We start from the raw sequence: 19383 nt of genomic DNA, 5'->3' as shown, positions 1-19383 counted from the left end.
GGGCAAGGAGGAAAAAATGACACAGTACACAACACAGATGGACGCAGCGCGTCACGGAATCATCACACCGCAGATGGAAATCGTAGCAGAGAAAGAACATTTTGATGTGGAAGAATTAAGAGAACTGATTGCAAAAGGGCAGGTCATTATCCCATGCAATAAGAATCATAAATGCATCAGTCCAAGCGGTGTCGGTGCAAAGCTGACTACCAAAATCAATGTAAATTTAGGTGTTTCCAGAGACTGGAAAGACGTTGATATGGAATATGAAAAGGTACATTCTGCCGTAGAAATGGGTGCAGAAGCAATCATGGATCTCAGCTCTTACGGTGACACCAGAAGCTTCCGCCGCAAACTCACTTCCGAATGTCCGGCAATGATCGGCACCGTTCCGATCTACGATGCAGTTGTATATTACCACAAAGCTCTTGGCAAAATCACTTCCGAAGAGTGGATCGATATCGTTCGTATGCATGCAGAAGATGGTGTTGATTTCATGACTATCCATTGTGGTATGAATCGTGCAACTGCAGCACGTTTTAAGCAGAATAAACGTCTCATGAATATCGTTTCCAGAGGCGGTTCTATTATGTTCGCATGGATGGAAATGACAGGAAAAGAGAACCCATTCTATGAACATTTTGATGAAATTCTTGATATCTGCAGAGATTACGATATCACCTTAAGTCTCGGTGATGCATGTCGTCCGGGATGTCTTGCTGATGCAACAGATACTGCCCAGATTGAAGAGCTGATCACTCTTGGCGAACTCACAAAACGTGCATGGGCTAAGGATGTTCAGGTTATGATCGAAGGTCCTGGACATATGCCAATGAACCAGATTTCAGCCAACATGGAAATCCAGAAAACACTGTGCCATGGTGCTCCTTTCTATGTACTTGGACCGCTCGTAACAGATGTTGCTCCTGGATATGATCACATTACATCTGCAATCGGAGGAGCTATTGCTGCATATTCAGGAGCTGCATTCCTGTGCTATGTAACTCCTGCTGAGCATCTTCGTCTGCCAAATGCGGCTGATGTAAAAGAGGGTATTATCGCAGCTAAAATCGCAGCCCATGCAGCTGATATTGCAAAAGGAATTCCTGGTGCTGCCGATTGGGATTACAAGATGAGCGAAGCCAGAAAACGCCTTGACTGGGAAGAAATGTTCAAACTCAGCATGGATCCGGAGAAAGCAAGACGCTATCGTGCAGAAGCAAAGCCAGAAAAAGAAGATACCTGCAGTATGTGTGGTAACTTCTGTGCTGTAAAGAATACAAATCGTATTCTGGATGGAGAAATCGTTACTATTTTTGATGAATGATTCCTTCTTTTAACTTCTTCATCTTTACAGCATTTTTCTGCCAATCGGATATTCGTAATCCGCTTTTGCTACGTGGCTCTACACCAAATAACTGCTCCGCAGTTTATCAGGAGAGGCTTGTACCTCTCCTGATACAAGCAAGTCCCACCCACTGCTCATTGCTCTTCGCAGTTGAAGCAGGGGACTTACTTGATTCCGTTAAATAAATCTGATAATAAATAAAAGCCACATTTTCAAATTACTTTATTCATTAGTAATCGTAGAATAAATGTGGCTTTTATATTTCTATATACGCATAATTATATCTGAAAAATCTTTATTTTTTATCCATATGATTTCCGTTTATATCACAGAAATAGTCCAAAACTAACGCTCTCTTATTTAACCAGATCAAGCAAAATTTCTTCCATTTGTTTCAAATATTCATACAGCTTAATACGTTCTTTTACTATATTTTCATCATATCAGACATAATACATCCACCAGCAGCACCTCGTGCTATCACTTCAGATATCTGCTCTGTTCCTGGATGGATTCCACCTATTGCATACACCGGAATCGTCACAGAATCACAAACATCCCCAAGAAACTTCAGTCCTCTTGGCGGAAGTCCTTTTTTACAATTAGTTGTATAAATGTGACCGGCTGTAAGGTAAGTTGCACCCAATTTCTGCGCTTCCAGTGCATCTTCTACAGAATGAACTGAACATCCAATTTCCCGGAAATTCTCAAGTTTTCCTTGGTATTCTTTCAGAAGAAATAACGGAAGATGGATAAAAGGATGTTCCAGTTTTCTGGCTGTATTTATATAAGTATGAAGCATACAGGGAACATCATATTCCCGGCAGATGTTCAATATTTTCTCTGCCAGAAGAAGATATTCTCCCTCCGGCAGATCTTTTTCTCTCAGTATTATTGCTTTAGGATGACAATTGCATACTCTTTCTATCTGCTCCGGAAAAGGACGTTCACACAGAGATCTGTTGGTCACCGCAATCACATTTTTATAAAAATCAGAGGTACACATAATCATTCATAACCGGCTGAAGATTATGATCCAGAAGCGCTTGATAAACCTCATTTACAGATCTTCCGTCAGAAATCTCAAACTGGTCATCTCCTTTATCTTCTATGTCTTCCACATGGCTTCCGATTCCTGTACTTACGCCAGCTGATATCTTTGTTGCCGCGATACTTACCAGATTATCTCTCACACGCTCGCATTCTCTTGTAGAAACAGTAATGCTTGCAAATGGCATAAATAATCGATATGCACATACTACCTGAAGCAGCTGTGGCTCATGTACATCCATCGGATTGATCCTGTCATTATTAATGATCGGACGAAGTCTCGGACAGGAGAAAGCAATCTCTGCATGAGGATATTTTCGCTGAAGCAACCATGCATGATATCCCGTTGCAAAGGCATCTTTCCGGAAATCATCAAGTCCCAGAAGTGCTGCAAATCCTACGCCTCGCATTCCACCTTTTAATGCACGTTCCTGCGCATTCAGACGATATGGAAAAATACGTTTATGTCCTGCCAGATGCAGAGTCTCATACTTATCGGAATTATATGTTTCCTGAAAAACAGTTACATAATCTGCTCCGCATTCATGCAGATACGCATACTCATCAGAGTTCATCGGATATACTTCAAGACCAATAACTTTGAAATATTTTCTTGCAATTTTACATGCTTCTCCAATATATTTTACGTCCGATTTCGCTCTGCTTTCTCCTGTCAGAATCAGAATTTCCTGTAGTCCTGTCTTTGCGATTGCAGCCATTTCTTTATCGATTTCTTCTTCATTTAACTGTGCCCTGCGAATCTTGTTATGGCAGTTAAATCCACAATAAATACAATAATTTTCGCAGTAATTAGCGATATAAATCGGTGTAAACATATATACACTGTTTCCAAAATGTTTTCTTGTTTCTATCTGTGCTGCCTGTGCAATCTCTTCCAGCAACGGCAATGCTGCCGGAGAAAGCAATGCCTGAAAATCTTTCAAAGTACGGTTATCATGCGCCAATGCCCTGCGCACATCTGCTGCCGTATATTTATCATAATCATATTCCTGCATTGCGGCGACTACCTGCTCCATTACATCTGACTCTTCCAGAACTTCCATTCCAGGAAGATATTTCATATGATCGATTCTGTTTTTTTTCATGTCCTCCAGAATCACTTCATTTACAATACTTTCATTAAAATGTTCCCCGTGTTCTGGAATTGTTTTTGTTTCTGCTTCCATCTTATATTTCCTCCAAATTTATGTAATATGTTATATATACTAAATAAAAATATCTTAATCATGAAGGAATCCCGTCAGCGGAGAAGATGCACTGCCGCCTTTGTCTAATGTACGGCCAAGACCAGACAGATAAGCACTTCTTCCTGCTTCAATAGCTTTCTTAAATGCTTCTGCCATCACCTGTACATCTCCGGCTGTTGCAATCGCAGTATTTGCCATTACTGCTGAAGCTCCCATCTCCATAGCTTCGCACGCCTGGGAAGGTCTTCCGATTCCTGCATCTACAATGATTGGAAGGTCAATCTCATCAATCAGAATCTGTATAAATTCTTTTGTGCAGAGACCTTTATTTGATCCAATCGGAGAGCCCAGCGGCATGATACAGGCTGCTCCTGCGTTTACCAGATCTCTTGCAACATTTAAATCAGGATACATATACGGCATTACCACAAAGCCTTCTTTTACAAGAATCTCTGTTGCTTTGATTGTCTCATAATTATCCGGAAGAAGATATTTAGAATCATGCATAACTTCAATCTTTACGAAATCTCCGCATCCGATCTCTCTTGATAATCTGGCGATACGGACTGCCTCCTGTGCATTTCTTGCTCCTGATGTGTTCGGAAGCAAGGTCACATTCTTTGGAATATAATCCAGAATATTTGCAAGTCCGCCTTCATTTGCGCGACGTAAAGCCAGTGTAATAATCTGTGCATCCGCTTTTTCAATACATGCTTTCACCAGATCCAGTGAAAATTTACCTGATCCCAGAATAAAACGGGAGGTAAATTCATGTCCTCCTAAAACTAATTTGTCCTCGTATTTCTTTTCATTATTTGTGTTTGCAATTGTACTCATTATTTATGTCCTTCTTTCCTGAAATATCATAGTTATTTAATATCTGCATAGATGAGACCAATATCCTCTCTTCACTTTCTCTGCCTGATTAAGACTAATTTGTCTTAGCAGCTTCCGCCACCCATAAAGCTTACTATTTCCATTACGTCTCCATCCTTCAAAACAGTGCTCACATATTCTGTTTTTGGCAGAATTTCTTCATTTAACTCTACTGCGATCTGACTGATCACATATCCATTCTGTTCCAGATATTCTTTCACAGAAAATACACCCGGCAGTTCTTTTTTCGTTCCGTTTACTGTAAACATGTTCTTCTCCTTTCCCGGAAATAAATGGGAGTAAAACAGACATTTTTCCATATTTTCATATCAACGGAACAATATGGAAGAATTTCCAATAGTATAAAAAAGGAGTCCACAAAAGAATGTACCCGCGGTGGTGCACCCCTTCATGAACTCTGTTCACTCTCATTTTTCCAATATTCAATTCAAGTCTACTAACAAGTTGTTTTCTCAAACAATCCTGTTGATACACTATAGCAATTCCACAAAATAATGCAAATTGCTGTAGTTACTGTTCATTTTATATTCGGTAACTACTCCTGTTTCAGATAGATATCATATAGCCACATAAAAAAGGAGATACCAAAGTATCTCCCGTAAATTCACTATCATATACGTTCCTACGTTGGCATTATCCAAATCAGGTATAAGGGTCGAAGTTGATAACTTCCTCTCAGCCTGCTGTCACAAGCTCCCCTGTTCTTTTACAGTAATAAAGTATAATATTTTGCAGTCCACATGTCAACTACATTCTAAGTTTTTTATGAAACTCCTGCAGAGTATCTTTGAGACAGAAAATAAATAATGCCGCCACAGTGAGAAAACTAATCCCCGCACAGACAACCGAAGGATATACCAATCTCACAATTCCCGTCCATACAAGAACTATTGGAATCAGTCCCGCAACACCTGCCTGAACAAGATAAAACAAGTATTCTTCCCGTTCCAGACGGTTCACTTTTGCAATTACAGGAATGGAAAACTGTACCGCCAATGCCCCAAAAGGAAGAACAAAATCTACAGACCAGCCTCTCCATCCGATAAACCAATCCCATAGAATTGCTATCACAGATATAATCAATAGCTGCCACATTTCATTCTTAAGAATGTTCCTTCTTTTAAAATACGCCACCATAACTACCAGCCAGGCACAGGCACATCCCGCACCTGCAAACCAGAACCAGTTTAACATACCGGCGGTCATAAAATTAATCACCCCACAGGCCACTGCTATCGCCAGACACAGAAAGCTGAAAGTCTGAACAATTCTCTGGTTCTCTTTCTTCTCCAGTTTCTGTTTCTCCCCATATCCTGGAAATTCATTCTTCAGTTCCCGATGAACAACCTGTTCTTCACCAAGCATTCTCTGAAAATTTCTCTGAATACTGTTATCCGGTATCTTGGAAGTAAATCCCAGAACCATTTCATCTCCATAAGAACAGGAACACATCTGGAGTGAATTGGTACTGGCAAATATCCCAAAATGCTGAATGCATTCTTTATACTCTTCCGGAAGACGGATAATACCAATATTAGAATAAACTGCAGTAATACTTCTGCTTCCCAGATTAGCGCCTATTATCAGGAAATATTTCTTAAGCTCCAGCGGAACAGCTCTCACAAAAGGATTCTTTTCGATTCTTACATAGCCATTCATATGCATGGCAATTTTATCTTTCACAAGTTCCTGCTCAAACTGCCTTTTTACATCTGCTACTACTTCTTCAAAGGTTGTTGTTTCTGAAAATGTATATCCGACTTCAATCCAGCCAAAGAAGTTTGTCATGGACTGAGACGGAAAATAATTTCTCAGATTCACCGGTATCATTAATGTTACCGGTCGTTTCTGCTGGTTTTTCGGAATTTCTTCTCTGATAGAACATAACATCATTGCAGTTAACAATACTGTGATAGAAGCACCATAAGAACGCGCCTTCTGATGAATATCCTTCACCGAAAGAACCACCTCTGTGATATGCATATCTGAATGAACCAGCTTCTCACCTTTCAGCTTCACTGCTGTCTCTTTCTTCTCTTTATTCTTTGGCATATCAGAAGAATAATACTGCGAAAAACTGTCCTCTTCTTTATCTCCATGAGTGACTTCTTCTGCATTTTCTATTCGCGGAAGATCGTCCTGCGGATGAGCCAGAATAAGATAATTCTGCACCAGTTCCTGCAAAAAATGCATTGCTCCGGTGCCGTCTGTCAATGCATGAAACACCTCGAAGTTAATCCTGTCTTTATCATAAGTCACCTGAAATAAAAGAGATTTTTTATCCGGAATATACAGGCGGCTGCATGGCGGTTCTGTCTCCTGTTTTACAACCGCTCTGATATCTCTGTGTTCCAGATAAAACCAGAACAATCCTTTTCGCAAAACTGCCTGAAACAATGGATATTTCTCCATTGTCTGATCCAGCGCGGATTGAAGAATTTCTCCGTCGACCTTTTCTTTTAACTGACAGTAAAAACGAAATACTCTGGTATCATTTTTTCCGCTTACCAGTGGAAATGCCAGTGCTGCATTATCCAGTTTTCTCCATTTTGAATATCCTGTATCCATAGTTTTCCTGCTTTCTTTTTCATTATCCTCTGATTCATTCCAACTCTATATTTATAGCAATCCCACAAAATAATGCAAATAAGAAGTCCAGCAGAGTGCGAAGGACAAGAAAGATATCTGCAGGCGTGCTGACGCACAACAAAGATATCTGACGCGGGACTTCACGCTCTGATGGTCTGGATTAATTGCATTATTTTGGGGAATTGCTATAGTGCAACACACTCTAAGCCTTTATATACAAGTCCCAGAAATAAAATACAGCGTTCCCTGCACTAATTTTAGTTAAACAAATAGACGCAACCACTTTCACCACTTGCTTAATTCGATTAAAGGATTTTCTCATAACTTTTATTCAAAAATCCATTAATATACTGGAAGCTTTCCTGTACATGCAGAAACTTAATCCCCAGTGCAAAAAATCCATGAAACGCTCCGTGAATTCTATAGACTTCCACATGATTTCCTGCCGCCTGAAGCTTTCTTCCATATACTTCCCCTTCGTCTCTGAGAGGATCATATTCTGCTGTAAGAATTAATGTTTCCGGCAGATTTCTCAGATTTTTTTCAAGAATCGGCGCAAAGTATGGGTTCTGTCTGTCCTCTGCTGTCCTTTGATAAAGAGTAAGATAATCCTCCATTTTTACCGCTGTCAGCAGATAATCACTGCCATTTTCATGTACCGATCTGTATGGTGATTCCTCTGTATAACAGTTTCCCAATGCCGGATAGATAAGTATCTGCCGGCGCGGTGTAAATTCACCTCTGTCTCTCGCCATCAGACACACTGCCGCAGTCAGATTTCCACCCGCACTGTCACCGATGATCGTAATCTTCTCGGGGTCTGTATTCAGAATCAGCTGGTTCGTATAAAGCGCTTTTGCCGCAGCATAACAATCCTCCAATGGAATCGGAAATTTATGTTCCGGCGCCAGCCTGTATTCTACGGAAACCACGATATGTGCAGTTGCCTGAGCCATTCTGGAGCAGACACGATCATAATTCTCCACACTCTCAGTTACCCAGCCTCCGCCATGGAAGAACAGCAGAATTGGAAAGGTATTTCCTTCCACAATCCCTGCCTGCATCGCTTCCTCCGTCGGAAAATACAATCTGATCGGTACTTCATAATCGCCATTATAAACTTTGGCATCCAGTTTTTTCAAAAAAATACGTGTGGCATCCAACTGTTTCAGGTCTGCCATTTTTCTGGAATTTTCTACCTCTATATTTCCATAGGAAAGTGTACGCAGAATTGCTTTCATTGTCTTTGATATCAATATTTTTATTTCCTTTCTACCATATATAATCAGTCGTGACGCTCCTCTTTATTATCATATGTTTCACAGAACCTAGCAGCAAATGCCGGTGATTCATTATGTACATAAAGATGTGAAATATCACCAAATGCACTGATGCGGAAGCTCGCAATTCCTTCTCTTCGCTCCTCGGTATTTATTGTTGTAACAGAACTTGGTGCAGCACAAAATCCATGCCACATCACCATCGGAGACACACTTAACAGATGACTAAGTAACACACACTCCAGACCAAAATGGCAGAAAAATACCAGCGTATCATTATTTGATTTCGTAACTCTATAGTAATGTCCCTCCCGCACATATCCATGAAACGACAGAAGTTCATCAAACTTTCCCGTTACATAGTCATAATAGCCTTTTGCATCCGCTTTCTGTAATCTTTCGTTTTCAAACCAGTGGTCATACTGATAAAATCGCTCGTCCTTCGTCCAGTCCTGCGGAAGCCAGTCCCATAAGATAATCTTTCGGTCTGTAACATCAGGACGGTCGATCAGAACATCAAACTCTTTCAGCCAGTCACATTCTACAGCAGTGCGATTCATCTTTTTCAAGGTCAGAGAAGCGGTGTCTTTTGCTCTTCCAAGTGGAGAAACATAGAACTCTTTTACATCAAGCTTTGACAATTTTTCTGAGAGATATTCTACCTCTTTCCATCCTTTCTCAGTAAGTGAATCAATTGAATAATCTGGATCTCCATGTCGTACGATTATTAATCTCATTTGTATTTTTCCTTTCTACAAAAAGACTCTTATTATATTACATATCAGTTTTCATTGTATCTTTTATCTATAACTGATATATCATTATAATAAGAGTCTTACATATTCTATCTTATGTGTCAAGCACATGCATCTTAATATTGTTACTGTTTACACGCTACTATTCTGTAAGGTATTTTTGCATCAATATGCCAAATTTCCGAGGCATACGGCATGAATTTATGCAATCAGTACAAATGTTGTACAGCGTTAAATTGTATCTGTAAAATCTGCCCCACTGACAGCTCTCTGCCAATGATTTTCAATGGCCGGTTCTCCTTCGGCAAAGTATGGGATTCTCTCTGCTTCCTGTTGCATCATGGAATTCCCTTTCCAACTCTTCCGCACTAAATGTATCATGAAATCCTCTTTCTTCCCCTGCAACATTAAATTCAGATTCATATATTCTTCCTTTATCCTTCAACTGTTATCTTTATTTTTGAACACAAATCTTTCCCATATCTCCGCACTCTTGCGTTCAGTCTGAATTCTTTTCTATATACTATCTGCTTTCTTTAATCGCATTCTGGAAACGCATTGCAATCTCCAGAGGGCGCGTAATCGCTCCTCCTACGACTATCGCCCAAGCTCCTGTCTGTAACGCTTTTACCGCCTGATCCGGGTAATGAATTCTGCCTTCTCCGATAACAGGAATGTTTATATCCCTGGCTAATCTTTCCATTAACTCATAATCCGGTCCATCACTTACTGAAGATGTATAAGCTGTATAACCGCTCATAGTTGTTCCTACAATATCTACCCCACATTTCCATGCGTTGATTCCTTCCGCATAATTGGAAATGTCCGCCATCAGAATAATATCCGGATATTTTTCTCTGATCTGTGCTATAAATTCATTGACTGTAGAACCATCGCCACGTTTCCGAAGTGTACAGTCCAGCGCAACAATGTCAGAACCGACAGCAACTAAATCGTCTACTTCCTTCATCGTAGGTGTGATAAATCCTTCATATCCGGGATACTGGACCTTTACGAGACCGATTACAGGGAGGCCGGTTTCTTCTTTAATTGCGATCACATCTCTGATACTACTGGTACGGATTGCAGGTGTTCCGGCCTGTTTTGCCGCGCGCGCCATCAGATGCATAATAGATTTCTCTTCTACATATAAAGGTTCTCCTTCTACAGCCTGACAGGAAATGATCATCTGTCCATGGATCGCATCCAGAATTTCTTTTTTTGTCATCATTTTCTCCTAAAGAAATCAAGGGGCAAAAATTTTTTGCCCCATTTAACCAAATCAAGTAAGTCCCCTGCGGAGGTTGCGAAGAGCAATAAGCAGTGGGTGGGGACTTGCTTGATTCGGTTAAATCCAATATGTCCGTTTCCACCAATTCCCAGAAGCTGCATATCTACTCCACCTACGCTGCGGATAATTTCATTATAATCCGCGCAGGCTTTTTCGCTGTCCTTCTCCAGACCATTCGGTACATAGGTTCTGCTTTTATCAATATTTACATGATCAAACAGATTTGTATTCATAAAGTAGCGGTAACTCTGGTCATTATCCCCTGAAAGTCCTTTGTACTCATCAAGATTTACTGAGGTTACCTGAGAGAAATCAAGATCACCTTTTTTGTACCACTCTATCAGCTGTTTATACATTCCGATTGGTGTAGAACCTGTTGCCAGTCCAAGAACTGCTCTTGGTTTCATAATAATCTGAGCAGACATAATATTTGCTGCCTTTCTGCTTACATCATAATAGTCTTTACCCGCATAAATAATCATATCAATTCTCCTCTTCTGGTTATTTTTTAATATCCACTCTACCATTTGTTTCATCCAGATTTACTTTATCTGTTATCCATTTAAGGTAAACCCATTATAAGTGTCATTGAATTTATTTTTAATGAATGGAAGGGTTTTAGATTCTTCTTTCAATTCCTATCAAATTATCCTGCATTCTATATCCATTTCAGATATTTTTGTGAAAATACTTTCTTGTTTTGTTTTTATATTGAAATTGTTTACATCATATCTTGTGAACCGTTTTCTAAAATGATATAGTATATCTTAATCAAACAACACATACTATATTTTCCCCCCTATTGCTTTTCACTTTTCGCAATTGAGGCAGGGGGCTTACCTGATTCTGTTAAATAGGTAGTCAATCCATATACCATTACTACGAAGGGACCTAATTATTTATGGCACTCAACAAACACAATATCATTCCGTTGATTGAGTCTTATTATCATACATTTACTCCACTTGAAAGAACTATCGCGGATTTCTTCATTCATAATACAGACGAACAGGATTTCTCGTCCAAAAATGTTTCCAGACTTCTCTATGTTTCAGAAGCATCCCTTTCCCGTTTCGCACAGAAGTGCGGATTTCATGGGTACAGAGAATTCATTTACGAATACAAGCAAAACCTGATTCCTGCCCCCGAAGAAAATATTCCCAGTTTCGAAATCTCGGAATTCAATACCTATCAGGAGCTTCTTAACAAATCCAACGCCTTACTGGACAAGGCTCAGATTGCACGAATCACTAATCTTCTGGTATCTAAACCACGTGTTTATGTTTATGGCAGAGGCAGCTCAGGACTCGCAGCTCAGGAGATGAAGCTGCGTTTCATGCGTATCGGACTGAATATCGAAGCTGTTACAGACAGCCATATTATGAAAGTAAACTCTGTAATTCTCGATGAAAACTGTCTGGTTATCGGAATCAGCGTCAGCGGACAGACGGATGACATTATTTCTTCTCTGAAAGCTGCCCACCAGAGAGATGCCTACACCCTCCTTATGACCGCCAGACAGGACAAATCCTATCAGGAATTTTGCGATGAAATACTGATCTTCGCCAGTATGGAGCATCTCGAATATGGAAATATTATTTCTCCGCAATTTCCGATTTTGCTGGTTTTGGATGTACTTTATGCACACTATCTTCAGATTGACAGGAGCAAAAAAGAAGCGCTGCATGAATACACCATACAGACGCTTCAGCCTCATTTGATCAAATGATAAATTTTCATTAGTTATCAGAAATATTTAAGCCCTTCATTTTTAATTCTATTGGGCCTCATAAGAAAAGATCGGTGCTCCTGTTTTTTCATCCCAACGGATTTTCATCAGCATGGCATGTCGATTCGGGTTGTACAGTGGATCACCTACTATCTCTGCTTCTGTTCTTGCATGGTAAACCATAATAGGATTTCCTTCTTCATCTACGGTAAAGGAATTATGTCCCGGACCGTAGATGTCTTTTGATTCATCTGTACAAAGAACCGGGCAGCGTTCTTTAGTCCACGATTTCGGATCAAGGAGATCGGCATTTTCATCAGCTGTCAGCATTCCCATACAGTATGCAATACCTGTTTCAGATGCAGAATAGGTAAGATAGATTTTTCCATCATGATGAATTACCGCCGGACCTTCATTTACCCAGAATCCAACTCTTTCCCAGTCATAATCCGGTGTAGTAAGCAATACCTGAACTGTTTTCAATTTATACGGTGTCTCCATCTCGCCAATGTAAAGATTGGAAATTTGTTTTCCTACACCTACTTTCTCAGCCCATACATAGTAATGTTTTCCTTTATTTTCAAATACAGTTGCATCCAGAGAAAAAGCCTCAAAAGAAAATTCGTCTTCATCAGCGCGTCCCATTTTGCCCTTTTCTGTCCAGGCTCCTGTAAGTGGATCTGCATCTGCGCATTCCAACACATATGGGCGAATTGCCCAGATATCATCTTTATCTCCGCCTGCAAAATAGATATACCATTTTCCATCCAGATAATGAAGTTCCGGTGCCCAGATATGTTCACTCATAATTCCTTCTTTATGCTTTTCCCAGACCGTCACTTCTTCTGCGCCTTTCAGTCCCGCCAGAGTTTTACTTTTTCTTAGCACAATACGGTCATATGCCGGTACAGATGCAGTGAAATAATAATTTCCGTCTGTGTGCCGATATACATATGGATCTGCTCTCTGTAGAATCCATGGCTCATTGTACCTGAGTTCTTTGCTCATTTCTTGTATCCCCCTTTATCCATTCTGGGGCTTTATCCAACTACGGTTGCGGTAAATCCCCTCTTTTTTTCTATAAACCTACATTTCCACTGTTCAGTCCCTCTTTACTGTCCTTGTCAAGAGGAAGCCATTCCAAAACTTTCTTAATATAGCGGTTCCAGAAATCCCACTCATGAGCTCCCGGTCCTTCCTCATAGGTCACATCTACACCAAGTTCACGCATGGTGTCTCTGAATTTACGGTTCGGAGAAAGAAGAGGATCATCCAGCCCACAGGCAAGATACATATGCGGAAATGGAATTCCATCTTCTTTCATATTTCCAGCGATCCATTCTGGATTAATCTCGCAGTCCTGAATTTTGGACAAATCTCCAAATACACTTTCCAGAAAGCTTTTCTTCTCAAAAAACATTGGTGAACTGTCATCTGCTACATTCGCTTTTTCCAAAATCATAGCCGAAGATAATCCGGCAATATATCCAAATGTATCATGATATTTCAGACCATTTCGGATTGCTCCATAACCACCCATAGATAATCCGGCAATAAAAGTGTCTTCTCTTTTATGAGATAATGGAAACATTTTTCTTGTAATCTTCACCAGTTCTTTTCCAATAAATTCACTATAATTTTCGTTCACATTCGGATGATCCATATAGAACATATTTGCTCCGGATGGCATCACAACTGCCAGATTTTTCTCCTCTGCCCATCTCTTGATACATGTTCCTGTTACCCAGTCTGTATAGTTTCCCATTACTCCGTGAAGCAAATATAAAGTCTTAAACGGTTTATTATCCTCTTCTGTTTCTTCTTCAAAAAATACCTTATCTGCCGGTAAGATCACATTCATTGTCACCGGACGCATCAGTGCTTTTGAAAAAAAATTTACTTCCATTAATGCCATCTTTCTTTATCCTCCATGTTATGTGCTTTTATAAAATATCTGCATTTATTATACAAAGAATATTTTTGAAAAGCTACCTGTAACTCTACGTTTTCTCGTGGCCCGGTAAAAGGAAATTCTCATTATATAAAAAATATATCAAAAAAGTTGACGAAACAGCTTAAATAAGAGATGTTTTCACTGCTATAGCCCTGGATAAGCAACAGTAAAAACATCTTCTTATTTTTGTTTTGTCAACCTTTTACTTGATTATTTCTGTTTTTTTAATCTGATCACGTTCCATGATGCCTTTGCAAGTACAGAAGTCATATTTCCACTATCTACCTTACTTCTTGATACAGTTGTCGGAACTACATTCTCACCAGCAGCACTGTTGCATGCTTTCATATCATTATTCTCAAGTACAATATGCTCGACCAGCTGATATCCTTCCATGCTTCGTAAGTCCGTAAAAAGTTCCATATCTTCATTGATATTTCTGTTTACTGCAAAAATAGTAAGTTCTTCGTCAGCCTGGTTCCATACGGCTACACTGGACAGATCCGTAACATTTTCATGCTCTTTTGTATCATGTACAGGTGTGTCAATAACCGGCTGAAGAACCATTCCACGTCCATATCTGGATGCATGCATGAATGGATAGAAAATTGTCTGTTTCCATGCTTTACCACCATCTTTCTCTGTCATAATAGGAGCAATTACATTTACAAGCTGTGCCAGACAAGCCATTTTCACACGATCTGCATGTTTCATTAACGTAATCAACATAAGGCCTACTAAAAGAGCATCTTCAAAGTTATACTGGTCTTCCAGAAGCGGAGGAGCAATATGCCATGGATCTTTTTCCATAAATTCATCATCAGCTTCTCTTGTATGGAACCATACATTCCACTCATCAAAGCTAAGATTAATATTCTTCTTTCCACGTTTTTTCGCTCTTACATAATCACAGGTTGCAATGACTGAACGGATAAACTTATCCATATCATCAGATAATGCCAGGAAATCTGCTGTATCATTATTTAAATTTCCATAATACTGATGAAGAGAAACATAATCTACATAATCGTAATTATATCCTAATGTCGTTGCCTCCCATTCAGGGAATGTAGGCATATCCAGATTTGAGCTTCCGCAGGAAACAAGTTCAATCGTAGGATCAATCAGTTTCATCGCTTTTGCAGTTTCCTGAGAAAGACGTCCATACTCATGCATTGTCTTATGTCCAATCTGCCAGTCACCGTCCATCTCATTTCCCAGACACCATACTTTTACATTGTGAGGATCTTTCACTCCATGTTTGATACGCAGATCACTGTATTTCGTTCCGCCCGGATGGTTGCAGTATTCCAGAAGATTGCAGGCATCTGCTACTCCTCTTGTACCAAGATTAACAGCCATCATCATATCTGCATCTGCTTTTTTCAGCCATTTGGAAAATTCATTCAGACCAATTTTATTCTGTTCAAGACTTCTCCATGCAAGTTCCAGACGAACCGGACGTTCCTCTACAGGTCCCACACTATCTTCCCAGAAAAAGTTAGATACAAAGTTTCCTCCCGGATATCTCACGATTGGAACATTTAATTCTTTTACCATGTTTAATACATCTGTACGGAATCCATCTTCATCGGATAATGGATTTCCCGGCTGATAAATTCCATCATAAACAGCTCTGCCAAGATGCTCGATAAAAGATCCGTAAATTCTTTTATCAACTTCAGAAACTTTAAACGCTTTGTCAATAATCATTTTTGCCTGTTTCATTTTGGTTTCCTCCATATTTTAAAATTATTAACCTTTTACTCCGCCAGCTGTCATACCTTCGATAAAGTATCTCTGGAAACAAATAAATAATATAAGAATCGGGATGATTGCAAAGCAAGAACCTGCAATCAGAATATCATAATTGTTTCCGTATGGTGAGAGAAGACTCTGCAGACCAACCGGAAGTGTGATTTTATCAATTGAGTTTGTTACGATCATTGGCCAGAGGAAGTTATTCCAGCTCTGCATACCCTGATAAATACCCATAGCAGCGAAAGAAGGTTTCATCAAAGGAATCATGATCTTAAAGAAAATGCCATATTCTGTACATCCGTCTACTCTGGCAGCATCCAGGAAATCTTTCGGTATTCCCATCAGATATTGCCGGAAAAAGAATACCAGCATCGGTACAACCAGGTACGGAAGAATAATACCCCACATATTATTAATCAGACCCATTTTTACGATCAGTCTGTACAATGGAAGTAAGATTACTTCTGTAGGAATCATCATTACAAGTAATACGCAAAGGAATAAAATATTTTTTCCTTTGAAATTGTACATTGCAAATCCATATCCTACACATGCACTTAAGAACAATGCCAGTCCAACCTGAACAATTGTAATAATCAAACTATTTTTATACCATATGAAATATGAGTTCGCACCGCTGAATAACATTTTGTATTCATTTAAATTCGCACTTGCCCAGTCAATAGAGAAGTTCAGTCCATAACGCATCAGATCAGAGCCGGGACGAAGTGATGAAACAGCAAGAAGCGCTAATGGAAGCAACGTGATAATCGCAATAATCACAAAGAAGATAAATAAACACGTTGAATAGATTTTTGATTTTTTAGTTATTGACATTGTTTATTCCCCCTTTTTACTTCCTATAGTTCCATTGATCCAGAGCTGTATAATATTAACTGCCAGAACAATAAGCAGGAATATTACACCGATTGCACTTGCAATACCAAGCTGACTCTGTTCAAATCCCATTCGATATAACATACCCACTAACGTGGTAGCCACATTGTTCGGTGATTTATTTCCATTAAACAGCATATAGCTCTCTGAGAACATTGCCATACCACCAAAAATGGAAATGGTAAGTACATAAATTGTTGTAGGTTTTAATAACGGAATTGTAATATAACGGAGCTGTTCCATACTTGTTGCTCCATCAATAGATGCAGATTCATACAGATCCGCTGGTATCTGCTGAAGTCCTGATAAATAGTACATCATATTTACACCCGTCCATCTCCACAGACACAGGAAAAACATTGTACACCAGACCGTAGCCGGTGTTCTTAGCCATACAATTGGTTTTATTCCAAAAAGTCCAACTACCTGATTCATAAAAGAACCTTCCAGTTCACCAAACATCAGTCTGAAAACAACGCCTGCAACTACAACTGAAGTCAGTGCCGGAATAAACAGAATGCTTCGAAATGTTCCTTTGGCTCTCATATGTTTGCTGTTAAGCATTGCAGCAAGAACCATCGGAATCGGAATCATTAAAAGACAGGTAACGATCGTATAGAAGATACTGTTTTTCAAACTCTTAATAAAGACTGCATTTGTTAAGATCTTATAATTTTCAAGTCCTACAAATGTTGTATTTGGTCCGGCAACCTTCTGAAAACTCATAATAATCATGCTCACGATTGAGTATGCGAAGAATACAACAAATGTAATGATAAATGGCATTACAAATACATAGGGTGCCACCTTTTGCGAGTATAATAATTTTTTAAATTTACTTTGTTTTTTCAATGCTATCCCTCCCTATGTTACATCCAGACATATTTTTTCTATTTTTGTAAAAAAGAGGGCTGCAGGATCTCCTCCTGTAGCCCTCCGATTAATCTCTATGCCTGAAATTCAAAGCATATATTTAGTAGATAATAGAATCCTGTTCGCTCTGAAGAAGTTCTTTAGCATCCTGGTCTACAGAAATCTCAAATGCATTGGAATAAGTTGTAGATACCAGTGTACTATATGTTGCTGAATAACTGCCGCTGATGTTTGGAGCAGTAATGTCTGTTCCGTTTTCTTTCAGAATATCAAATGGGTTAGTAGTAAAGTATGCAAGGAACTTATTATCTTTATCTTCTGTAATAGCCGGATCGTCCCAAAGTTCTGTACGAATCGGGTCAAATCCAAGTTTTTCCCACTCATATGTACAACCTTCTTTTGATAATTTAGCAAAAGCAAGGAAGTCTTTAGCTAACTGTTCATTCTCTGTTCCTTTGATAACAGATGTTCCTGTACCACCCTGAAGAACTTCACGTGTATCGCCTTCGTTCCATACAGGGATTGGATAAATTGCCATCTTACCGTTAAGATCCGGGCAATAATCTGTAAATCTTCCCATATACCATAATGGCATGATTACGGATGCAACGCCTGCACCGTTAAGATGTCCGTACCACTCTTCTGTGTGGAATCCACCGCCAGGAGCAATCTCACATACACCATCTTTAAGCATGCTTCTGATATAGTCGATTACTTCTGCATGTTCGTCTGTAACAAGATTCGGATTTCCATCCTCATCTACATACTGAGCACCTTTCTCAAGCATCATACACTGAGGGAGGAAAAGGTCAGATGTTTCTACTGCACACATTGGAGTTCCTGTTTTCTCCAGTACAGTCTTACCGGCTTCTACATAATCATCCCATGTAACGATATCTGCCGGATCAATACCAGCTTCATTCATAATGTCCATGTTATAGTAAGCAACTGTAGCTCCTAAGTGGAAGTCTACGCCGTAATAATTTCCTTCGTTGTCTCCGTACATGCTGATTCGTGACATAACAACGTCATCTTTATATGGCTCTACAGCATCATTGATTGGAAGTAAATAACCATCTTTTAGGAATGCACCATAATGTCCGATTTCGATATCTGCCATATCTGGAGTGCCTTCTCCGGACTGGCAGGCAACCAGCAATTTACTATGTAAAGATGATGACTCGCCTGTTGTAACAGTTAAGTTAATCGGTCTGTCTGGGTTCTGTTTGTTCCATTCATCTGCCATGGATGTCCAGAAGCCTACATGGAGTTCCTGGAATGTCCAGAAGCTAAGATCTGTTCCTCCGTCCACAAATGTGTTGGTTCCCTGTGTTGATCCGTCATCTGCTGCTAAAACAGGTGCTGTGGAACCAAGAACCATCGTAGCTGCTAATGTGCAGGCAAGAAGTCTTTTTTTCATATAATTACCCTCCCTAAATTGTTTTTTGTGTACCTTTCGTACCGTTCTTTGCTACACGTTTAGATTAACGTTAATCCAACAAAATGTCAATAGCAAATTTTAATTTCACCGTTATTTTGTATAAATTATACGTTTTATATCATATTTTTTGTGCATAACTTACAATACAATTTTCTGTTTTCACTTTCATTTATTAACATTTGATTTTTGCGGTATTATAGAATATAATTGAACATATTGTAACTGTTCAACACTTTCACAGTTACAGAGTCAAAATATAAATGGGACTTTGCAAATCAAACAGAGAAAGATGTCCCCTCCGCAAACTACA

17 protein-coding genes, 1 pseudogene and 1 riboswitch are annotated in these 19383 nt (G+C 39.4%); of the genes and pseudogenes, 2 read left to right on the top strand and 16 right to left on the bottom strand.

What is annotated here, in order from left to right; genetic code table 11:
* The first annotated feature begins 16 nt into the window (after positions 1-16).
* Positions 17-1327 (top strand): phosphomethylpyrimidine synthase ThiC, encoded by a 1311-nt coding sequence (gene thiC, locus ACTNC0_RS15820; RefSeq protein WP_441088124.1) that lies wholly within the window; start codon positions 17-19, stop codon positions 1325-1327.
* A 448-nt stretch (positions 1328-1775) separates the two neighbouring features.
* On the opposite strand, the gene ACTNC0_RS15815 is transcribed toward thiC, so the two are convergent.
* The 10 genes and pseudogenes from ACTNC0_RS15815 to ACTNC0_RS15770 form a co-directional block, all read right to left on the bottom strand.
* Positions 1776-2360, bottom strand: coding sequence for a thiamine phosphate synthase (locus ACTNC0_RS15815; RefSeq protein ID WP_441088123.1), 585 nt, complete (start codon positions 2358-2360; stop codon positions 1776-1778).
* On the bottom strand, positions 2341-3585 hold the full coding sequence (thiH, locus tag ACTNC0_RS15810) for a 2-iminoacetate synthase ThiH (RefSeq protein ID WP_441088122.1): 1245 nt from the start codon (positions 3583-3585) through the stop codon (positions 2341-2343). The genes ACTNC0_RS15815 and thiH overlap by 20 nt, the downstream gene beginning before the upstream one ends.
* A 54-nt stretch (positions 3586-3639) precedes the next feature.
* Positions 3640-4443, bottom strand: a complete 804-nt coding sequence (locus ACTNC0_RS15805) for a thiazole synthase (protein WP_441088121.1) — start codon at positions 4441-4443, stop codon at positions 3640-3642.
* 104 nt (positions 4444-4547) lie between these two features.
* On the bottom strand, positions 4548-4751 hold the full coding sequence (gene thiS, locus ACTNC0_RS15800; protein ID WP_118137620.1) for a sulfur carrier protein ThiS: 204 nt from the start codon (positions 4749-4751) through the stop codon (positions 4548-4550).
* A gap of 353 nt (positions 4752-5104) precedes the next feature.
* A riboswitch (TPP riboswitch) is annotated at positions 5105-5213 on the bottom strand.
* Between the two features lie 37 nt (positions 5214-5250).
* Entirely contained in the window at positions 5251-7071 is a 1821-nt protein-coding gene (locus ACTNC0_RS15795) for a DUF6320 domain-containing protein (protein WP_441088120.1), read from the bottom strand.
* 326 nt (positions 7072-7397) lie between these two features.
* A complete protein-coding gene (locus ACTNC0_RS15790; protein WP_441088149.1) occupies positions 7398-8333 on the bottom strand; it encodes an alpha/beta hydrolase in 936 nt (311 codons plus the stop codon).
* A 44-nt stretch (positions 8334-8377) separates the two neighbouring features.
* Positions 8378-9109: a histidine phosphatase family protein gene (locus tag ACTNC0_RS15785; RefSeq protein WP_441088119.1), complete on the bottom strand. Its 732-nt coding sequence runs from the start codon at positions 9107-9109 to the stop codon at positions 8378-8380.
* 249 nt (positions 9110-9358) lie between these two features.
* Positions 9359-9550, bottom strand: a complete 192-nt coding sequence (locus ACTNC0_RS15780; RefSeq protein WP_441088118.1) for a hypothetical protein — start codon at positions 9548-9550, stop codon at positions 9359-9361.
* A gap of 100 nt (positions 9551-9650) precedes the next feature.
* On the bottom strand, positions 9651-10355 hold the full coding sequence (locus tag ACTNC0_RS15775) for an N-acetylmannosamine-6-phosphate 2-epimerase (RefSeq protein ID WP_441088117.1): 705 nt from the start codon (positions 10353-10355) through the stop codon (positions 9651-9653).
* Between the two features lie 89 nt (positions 10356-10444).
* Positions 10445-10900 (bottom strand): annotated as a pseudogene (locus ACTNC0_RS15770) (glucosamine-6-phosphate deaminase); the annotation flags it as partial.
* A 419-nt stretch (positions 10901-11319) separates the two neighbouring features.
* Between ACTNC0_RS15770 and ACTNC0_RS15765 the strand changes: the two are divergent.
* Positions 11320-12147 carry a MurR/RpiR family transcriptional regulator gene (locus tag ACTNC0_RS15765; protein ID WP_441088116.1) on the top strand — a complete coding sequence of 276 codons (828 nt, stop codon included), beginning with the start codon at positions 11320-11322 and terminating at the stop codon, positions 12145-12147.
* Positions 12148-12195: 48 nt separating this feature from the next.
* Here ACTNC0_RS15765 and ACTNC0_RS15760 read toward each other — a convergent pair whose 3' ends face one another.
* From ACTNC0_RS15760 to ACTNC0_RS15735, 6 genes are all read right to left on the bottom strand, one after another.
* Positions 12196-13155: a glycoside hydrolase family 43 protein gene (locus ACTNC0_RS15760; protein WP_441088115.1), complete on the bottom strand. Its 960-nt coding sequence runs from the start codon at positions 13153-13155 to the stop codon at positions 12196-12198.
* Between the two features lie 70 nt (positions 13156-13225).
* Complete coding sequence (locus ACTNC0_RS15755) at positions 13226-14062, bottom strand: alpha/beta hydrolase (protein ID WP_118410709.1); 837 nt, start codon at positions 14060-14062, stop codon at positions 13226-13228.
* A 249-nt stretch (positions 14063-14311) separates the two neighbouring features.
* On the bottom strand, positions 14312-15829 hold the full coding sequence (arfA, locus tag ACTNC0_RS15750) for an arabinosylfuranosidase ArfA (RefSeq protein ID WP_441088114.1): 1518 nt from the start codon (positions 15827-15829) through the stop codon (positions 14312-14314).
* 27 nt (positions 15830-15856) lie between these two features.
* The gene (locus ACTNC0_RS15745; RefSeq protein ID WP_055053326.1) at positions 15857-16699 is read right to left on the bottom strand and encodes a carbohydrate ABC transporter permease; all 843 of its coding nucleotides are present in this window, start codon (positions 16697-16699) and stop codon (positions 15857-15859) included.
* Between the two features lie 3 nt (positions 16700-16702).
* The gene (locus tag ACTNC0_RS15740) at positions 16703-17611 is read right to left on the bottom strand and encodes a carbohydrate ABC transporter permease (protein WP_441088113.1); all 909 of its coding nucleotides are present in this window, start codon (positions 17609-17611) and stop codon (positions 16703-16705) included.
* Positions 17612-17732: 121 nt separating this feature from the next.
* On the bottom strand, positions 17733-19052 hold the full coding sequence (locus ACTNC0_RS15735; RefSeq protein ID WP_441088112.1) for an ABC transporter substrate-binding protein: 1320 nt from the start codon (positions 19050-19052) through the stop codon (positions 17733-17735).
* Positions 19053-19383 lie beyond the last annotated feature (331 nt).

It is taken from the genome of Blautia sp. HCP3S3_B11 (genome assembly GCF_052064435.1).
Lineage (GTDB): Bacteria > Bacillota > Clostridia > Lachnospirales > Lachnospiraceae > Blautia_A.
The sequence above is the reverse complement of the archived record's forward strand: the minus strand, read 5'-3'. Positions and strand labels throughout refer to the sequence as shown.